The organism is Erwinia endophytica, assembly GCF_009295515.1.
Lineage (GTDB): Bacteria > Pseudomonadota > Gammaproteobacteria > Enterobacterales > Enterobacteriaceae > Erwinia > Erwinia endophytica.
Genome location: NZ_RQVV01000009.1, coordinates 1 through 5,689, shown reverse-complemented (window position 1 = coordinate 5,689; position 5,689 = coordinate 1). Strand labels below are relative to the sequence as shown.

Below are 5,689 nucleotides of genomic sequence, written 5' to 3'. Positions count from 1 at the left end.
TAAAAAAACGGCATCACGATTTCTGCTGACCTGTCGGCGTTAATGCGACAGAGCCAACAATGGAGCTTTGTCGGCAATAAAGCCCGGCAACACTGGTTATGGTATGGCTATAACACAAAAAATGGCGGCGTTCTGGCTTATACATTTGGCCCGCGAACCGATGAAACCTGCCGGGAGCTGCTGCCGTTACTGGCTCCCTTTACTGTCGGTATGTTTACCAGTGATGACTGGGGCAGTTTCGGCGCTTTTATTGAAAAATACATGTTCAACTAATTGGAGGCATCACCGTTTTTTGAACAGCCTTTCGTTATTTATGGGCAAATGATTAGTGTCGAAAGTATCGATGGGATTTAACCATCTGAAAGATCAGGGTGTACCATTCTGATTTCTTCTATGCGCCTTATCCCCATGTTTATCTGGCAACTTAACGCTATTGCACCATAACCATCAATTCCCTCAGCCCCGGCGCTGGCTGCCTTACAGTAGTCCTGACGATATTTCAACCATAGCTCCTGACTTCGGATAAAAGCTTCTTTCATCTCTTCCCTTTGTTTTTTTTCTCCCATCCACCACTGGCTGTAATCGTAATTTGAAATCTCTTTTAATTTATCCTGATATGCAGTATTTAATTTTTTTTCTGTTAGTTTACTTACAGCAGCAAAACACTCACTGTCATTATCTCCATTTTTTTCTGCACAGGCGGAAACTTCTTTGTTTTTGACGATACTGCCTAGATTTGATTCAGCATAAGAATTAACAGCGAAAGCTGAAAGTATCGTCCCAAGTATATAAACACCAAAAAACCTGATCATTTATTCAGACTCCCTATCCTTATTTCATTTCTTCGTCTATCACCACTTAAAATCGGATCGTTTTTAAGGTATGTTATTATTTCATTTCTGCTTCCACCTCGCGCCATTATTTTCACCATGTCTGGTGCAGTCCTGTTTCCCTGGTATATGGTATCTACAAAAACATCACGTATTCCTTTATCGATTTTGTACCAGGTGAGAGCATTAGTCACATGGCGTGAATTTCTTGAATATACACCTTGCGCATAATTGAGTTTTTCTCTGTATACAATTTCAAAAAGTCTGATTTGCTGAGTGTGAGTGATCTCACCAATAAGGGGACCATAAACTTTCACAAACTGTCCAGCCTGACGGCCTCTAAGGTGTGATGCTTTCGAACATATAACAGCTTTATATTCCTCAATACCAGCCTGCCTGAGTGTTGAGAATATCTCGCCACTACTGCGACTCCCCATATCGTACCCTCGTCCCAGCGTTACACCAGATGAGAATTTTGGAGGCCAGTGTAATATTCGGGAAAAACTAGGATAACGTTGCTGCCTGAAAGGCTCCACTGCGGTGATATAATCAATTCCTTCTGAATCAAATGTCACTTGTCCCTCACTTACCCGGAGAGAGCCTGATGTATGTTGTGGTCTCCATCCTGGAGAGTTCGCATTTTCCATAGCCTGAATAAAGAAACTGTCCGTGGGATGAATAAGTCCGGTAGGGGAAAGAGTCAAAAGACGTTGATACCATATTATCGCCTGATCGGTTTCTGAACCGCATACGCCATTTGCTCTGATGGTTCTTCCCGTAGACAATTGGTATCCTGCGCCAATTATCATTTGCTGTATTTCTTTTACGTCATCAGGATTATTGGTTCCACAACTACCAACTGTTCCTTTCAGTCGGTATATTCGCGGTTTATGATATGACATTTATTTTTCCTTTCCGATTGAATTTCAATTCCATGAGCCGGGTGGCAAAAGTTGGTAAATCGCAACCTGCAATAGCCATGTCCATTCACTCCGAGAAGATGATTTAGGGGCTATTATACTGATTTCCTGAAAGCGAGTGCATAAAAGTGTGGTTTGCTGGAAGGGGGTAGCGTCTGAATGGCATATGAAACGGTAGATGCTTTCTCCTGCCTATACAACTCGCTGGTCTGAACTGCCAATAGCGAAATTATGAGTCACGAAGAGGTTGAAAAGCGTGGTGATTTCAGTGTGAAATAATTTTCAATTTTTCTTTATAATCAAACAAATAACAATGAAATTGGCGTGGTGAAAAACATACAAAAAAGGATGCTCTTCGGCATCCTTGTCCCTTACTCACCTGACTCTGGAAGTCTTTCCAGAATACGTTTTATTGCCTCATCAATCTCCGACTGTGCCTCAGCGGAAATACGGGAAAACTCATAAACAACAAGTCGCTTCTTTGGATCAGTTTTCTTTCTGGCAAACTGATTACGATCTGAAAATTCTCTCAGCTTCTCTGTTTGAACCATTCTAGTTGGGAGGGCTGTCAGCAATTTGCTCTCCGACCGGATAACCGCAAGAATTTTGCTTTTATCAATTGCCGGATAATCTGGCATGGCCTTCAACCGATACTGAACTTTTTCCATCAGTTCTGTTACCGATGTTTGCTTGTTGTTTGCTTCTTCAGCCAGTTTCAGTAGAAACTGATAATCCGACAACGAAATATCATTTATCACCGGGAATACTGTAACCATTTCATCGGGCACTGCTGCGGCCTGGAACGCACGTGTCACTTTCGCCGGAGAGAGATTTTCTTTCAACGCAATCTCTTCTTTCGTCATGCTAGTTCCATAGGTGACTTCTAGTCGTTTTCCCAGTTCGCGAAGACTATGTTCTCTTGCTGTCTGGATATCTTTCGCCAGCTGCCGTGCATCGGAGAGTGAGATATCATCTTTGGTTACCAGAATTTCGAATTTAACGTTATTAAAGATGCATGCGGCACGACGTCGGGTCCCATCTAATATCTCAATTCGTCCATTTACTTCGCGTCCAATAGCCGGGAAGAATTGCTGCAGCCTTATCGTCCGGGAAATATCACTTACGGACTCGCGCGTAAGCATCGCCTGATCCCGTCCATTGACCGATGCATCAACGAACGTCTTTGATTCAATCTCACCGCTTAATACAACCGTTTTGACAAATTTGGCCTGCTTGCCAGATTTGAGTGTGAACGTTTTGACATCTCCGTCACCTTCAAGCATACGGGCGAACTCTGAATTGCTATTACCGAGAACTCGGCCACGAGCTAAAACCTTTTTCACTTAGATACTCCCCGGATGTATTCAATGCGATCAAAAACAGCTTTCGTAAACCGTTCTGCTTCAGTACGTGCCTTTTTCAGCGCTTCAGCACTACCTGGGTATGAAACAGGGTTAGCACTAATGATAGTGTCAAAAGATTCACCACATCGTTCGAATCCATCCAAACGTGGCAGCGACGAGTCAAGAATATTACTTGCATACACTTCGCGGGCCAGGCTATGCGAAGTTTCGTGATCGCGTTTATTAGTCATTTTGGACATGAAACCGATACTCGCGCTCAGGCGCGGTTCTACACCTTCTTCTTCAAGACGCTCCAGCATTTCAGGCAAACGCGTCAGGTATTTAAGGGTTGAATGGAAGTCAACCTGCGCCGGTGGGGTAGGGGTCAGAAGCAAATCACTCGCCGCCAGGCCATTCAAAAGGAACGGATCAAGATGGGGGCCGGTATCAATGAATACAAAATCATAGTCCCCTGCGATACGGTCGATGATTGTTTTCCTGAGCACTTCTGAAGGTTTAAGACCCGGCAAATGTTCTGCAACCAGAGACTCCCACTGACTCGCCACGAAGCCGTCATCAATAGAAGCAGGGATGACATCAACGCCAGGAATAATGGTGGGGCGAATAACAGCTTCTCGCAATGTTTCGGTATCGAGGTCATTCAGCATTGCCTGAGCAGCTGTTTCAAGGACCGTACCAATGCTATGGGTGTGATCTAGGAACATGGTACTGGAGGCCTGTGGGTCGAGGTCTATTACAAGGATGCGAAGATCATGCCGCAGCAGGTCCTGATGTACACGCAACGCATGTGCAAGCGTAACTGTACTGACTGTTTTTGATACACCACCTTTAAGGTTTACAACAAAAATCACGTAGGGTTCTTTATGGATATCGCGATATTTAGGTATGTGTCGGTGGGCGTAGATATCGATAACATTCTTTATCGTCAGAGCATATTGTTCGACGTTACCAATCTGCTTTTTATTAAATATATAGCCGTTTTCTTCCATTTCTTTCATGGCCAGCTCTACGATACGCCGGCTCAGCTTTGGCAGTTTTGCGACAGCGTTACGAGTATATGTCTGATGATACTCTGTAAGATTAAATTCTTTCCTTTGTTCCTCAATATCCCTACTCATAGCCTGAAGTAAAGCGCTTGCTCTGAGAGCTATAGTACCCACACTACCGTAATCGCGTTTCATTATTGTCCCCTCAAGATGGAATCCTTGCACATTGATGGCGTAAAGGCTCACGCTATTGTACACAACAAATAAAAACGTACAACATATAATGATACGACATTAAATTATTGTACATCAGCACCCACCTATAACGTAGATCAAAAAGACGACTGAGACTGTACTAAAGAACAACCGTGACTCTGTTGGGCTCCGTTTGGGAAACGGAAAATTTTGTACTATAAGGGCTTCCCCGGCATGTCAACGCCGGTGTTTACGGTTTCTTATCTGCGCTTCAGTAAAAATAAAGGGGAGAGACTGCGGTACTATAAACGGCCATGATGAATCGTTATCGATTCGGGCCCTGATGAAAGACGCGCGTGAGGCTCTTGTTCGTTAAACGGATACGTATATCCTGTACAATATTCAGATATACCTCACGGGGCCTAACCCTTTATCATCAACGAGTTGCAGGTAAGATGGTTATTCTTTTTCGTGCTTTAGCTGGCTGAGTACAGCCTGAAATCATCCCCGTAATGCAATGATGCCCAGCACAACCTCGCGTTTTTGGCGGCAATGGCCACAACAGCACGCCAGTATCCTCTGCGCTCAACCAACGTACAAACCCAACGGCTGAATGAGTCAGTCCTTTTCTCTGCGCCAATCAGAACCGAACGGGCACCCTGAACCAGAAGCGTTCGCAGATATGAATCGCCCGCTTTCGTTATCCTGCCAAGCTTTGATTTTCCGCCACTGCTGTACTGCGATGGTGTAAGCCCCAGCCAGGCGGCCAGTTGGCGCCCATTTTTAAAATCATGTGCATTACCGATACTGGCGACCAGCGCACAGGCCGTTGTGGGACCAATCCCTTTCAGTTCCATCAGTTGCTGGCTGCGGTGATCGGATTTTGCCATACGGGACAGAATTCGGTCATATTCAGTAATGTTATCTTCAATGTGATCAATGTGTTCCAGCAAATCATCAACACATTGCTGAACCTGAAGCGGCAAAGAATTCTTCTGTTCAGCAACCATGTGGCGCAGGGCATCTGTACTTTGTGGGGCAATGACGCCGAATTCAGATATCAGGCCTCTTAATCGGTTATATGTTGCTGTTTTCTCTTCGATAAAACCCTGTCGGGTACGGTGAAGACATTGCATCGCCTGCTGGCTCTCATCCTTTACTGGCACAAACCGCATATGCGGACGACGGACAGCTTCACAGATAGCCTGGGCATCAGCTGCATCATTTTTCCCTGATTTACCGGCCATGCGATAAGGAGATACAAACTTTGCAGCCATCAGACGGGGTTCATGGCCATACTGCCGGGTTCTGTCGCATTAAGACGTCGTCAGGTAACATGTTTTTTTTGTAATGTTTCCTGACTATGTCTCTGATCCGAAAATCGTTTAAACGCC

4 protein-coding genes and 3 pseudogenes are annotated in these 5,689 nt (G+C 44.8%); 2 read left to right on the top strand and 5 right to left on the bottom strand.

Annotated elements, in window-relative coordinates; genetic code table 11:
- Positions 1-54: 54 nt before the first annotated feature.
- Positions 55-258 (top strand): annotated as a pseudogene (locus EH228_RS02160) (IS1 family transposase); the annotation flags it as partial.
- Positions 259-350: 92 nt separating this feature from the next.
- On the opposite strand, the gene EH228_RS02155 reads toward EH228_RS02160, so the two are convergent.
- Together EH228_RS02155 and EH228_RS02150 are read right to left on the bottom strand one after the other, a co-directional pair.
- A complete protein-coding gene (locus tag EH228_RS02155) occupies positions 351-812 on the bottom strand; it encodes a lysozyme inhibitor LprI family protein (RefSeq protein ID WP_152320057.1) in 462 nt (153 codons plus the stop codon).
- Positions 809-1,732, bottom strand: a complete 924-nt coding sequence (locus EH228_RS02150; RefSeq protein WP_152320056.1) for a peptidoglycan-binding protein — start codon at positions 1,730-1,732, stop codon at positions 809-811. The genes EH228_RS02155 and EH228_RS02150 overlap by 4 nt, the downstream gene beginning before the upstream one ends.
- Before the next feature lie 143 nt (positions 1,733-1,875).
- Between EH228_RS02150 and EH228_RS02145 the strand changes: the two are divergent.
- Positions 1,876-1,985 (top strand): annotated as a pseudogene (locus EH228_RS02145) (DUF4113 domain-containing protein); the annotation flags it as partial.
- Between the two features lie 136 nt (positions 1,986-2,121).
- On the opposite strand, the gene EH228_RS02135 reads toward EH228_RS02145, so the two are convergent.
- From EH228_RS02135 to EH228_RS02125, 3 genes and pseudogenes are all read right to left on the bottom strand, one after another.
- A complete protein-coding gene (locus EH228_RS02135; RefSeq protein ID WP_152320055.1) occupies positions 2,122-3,093 on the bottom strand; it encodes a ParB family protein in 972 nt (323 codons plus the stop codon).
- A complete protein-coding gene (locus EH228_RS02130) occupies positions 3,090-4,295 on the bottom strand; it encodes an AAA family ATPase (protein ID WP_152320054.1) in 1,206 nt (401 codons plus the stop codon). Before EH228_RS02130 ends, EH228_RS02135 begins: the two co-directional genes overlap by 4 nt.
- A gap of 476 nt (positions 4,296-4,771) precedes the next feature.
- Positions 4,772-5,599 (bottom strand): annotated as a pseudogene (locus tag EH228_RS02125) (IS110 family RNA-guided transposase); the annotation flags it as partial.
- Positions 5,600-5,689 lie beyond the last annotated feature (90 nt).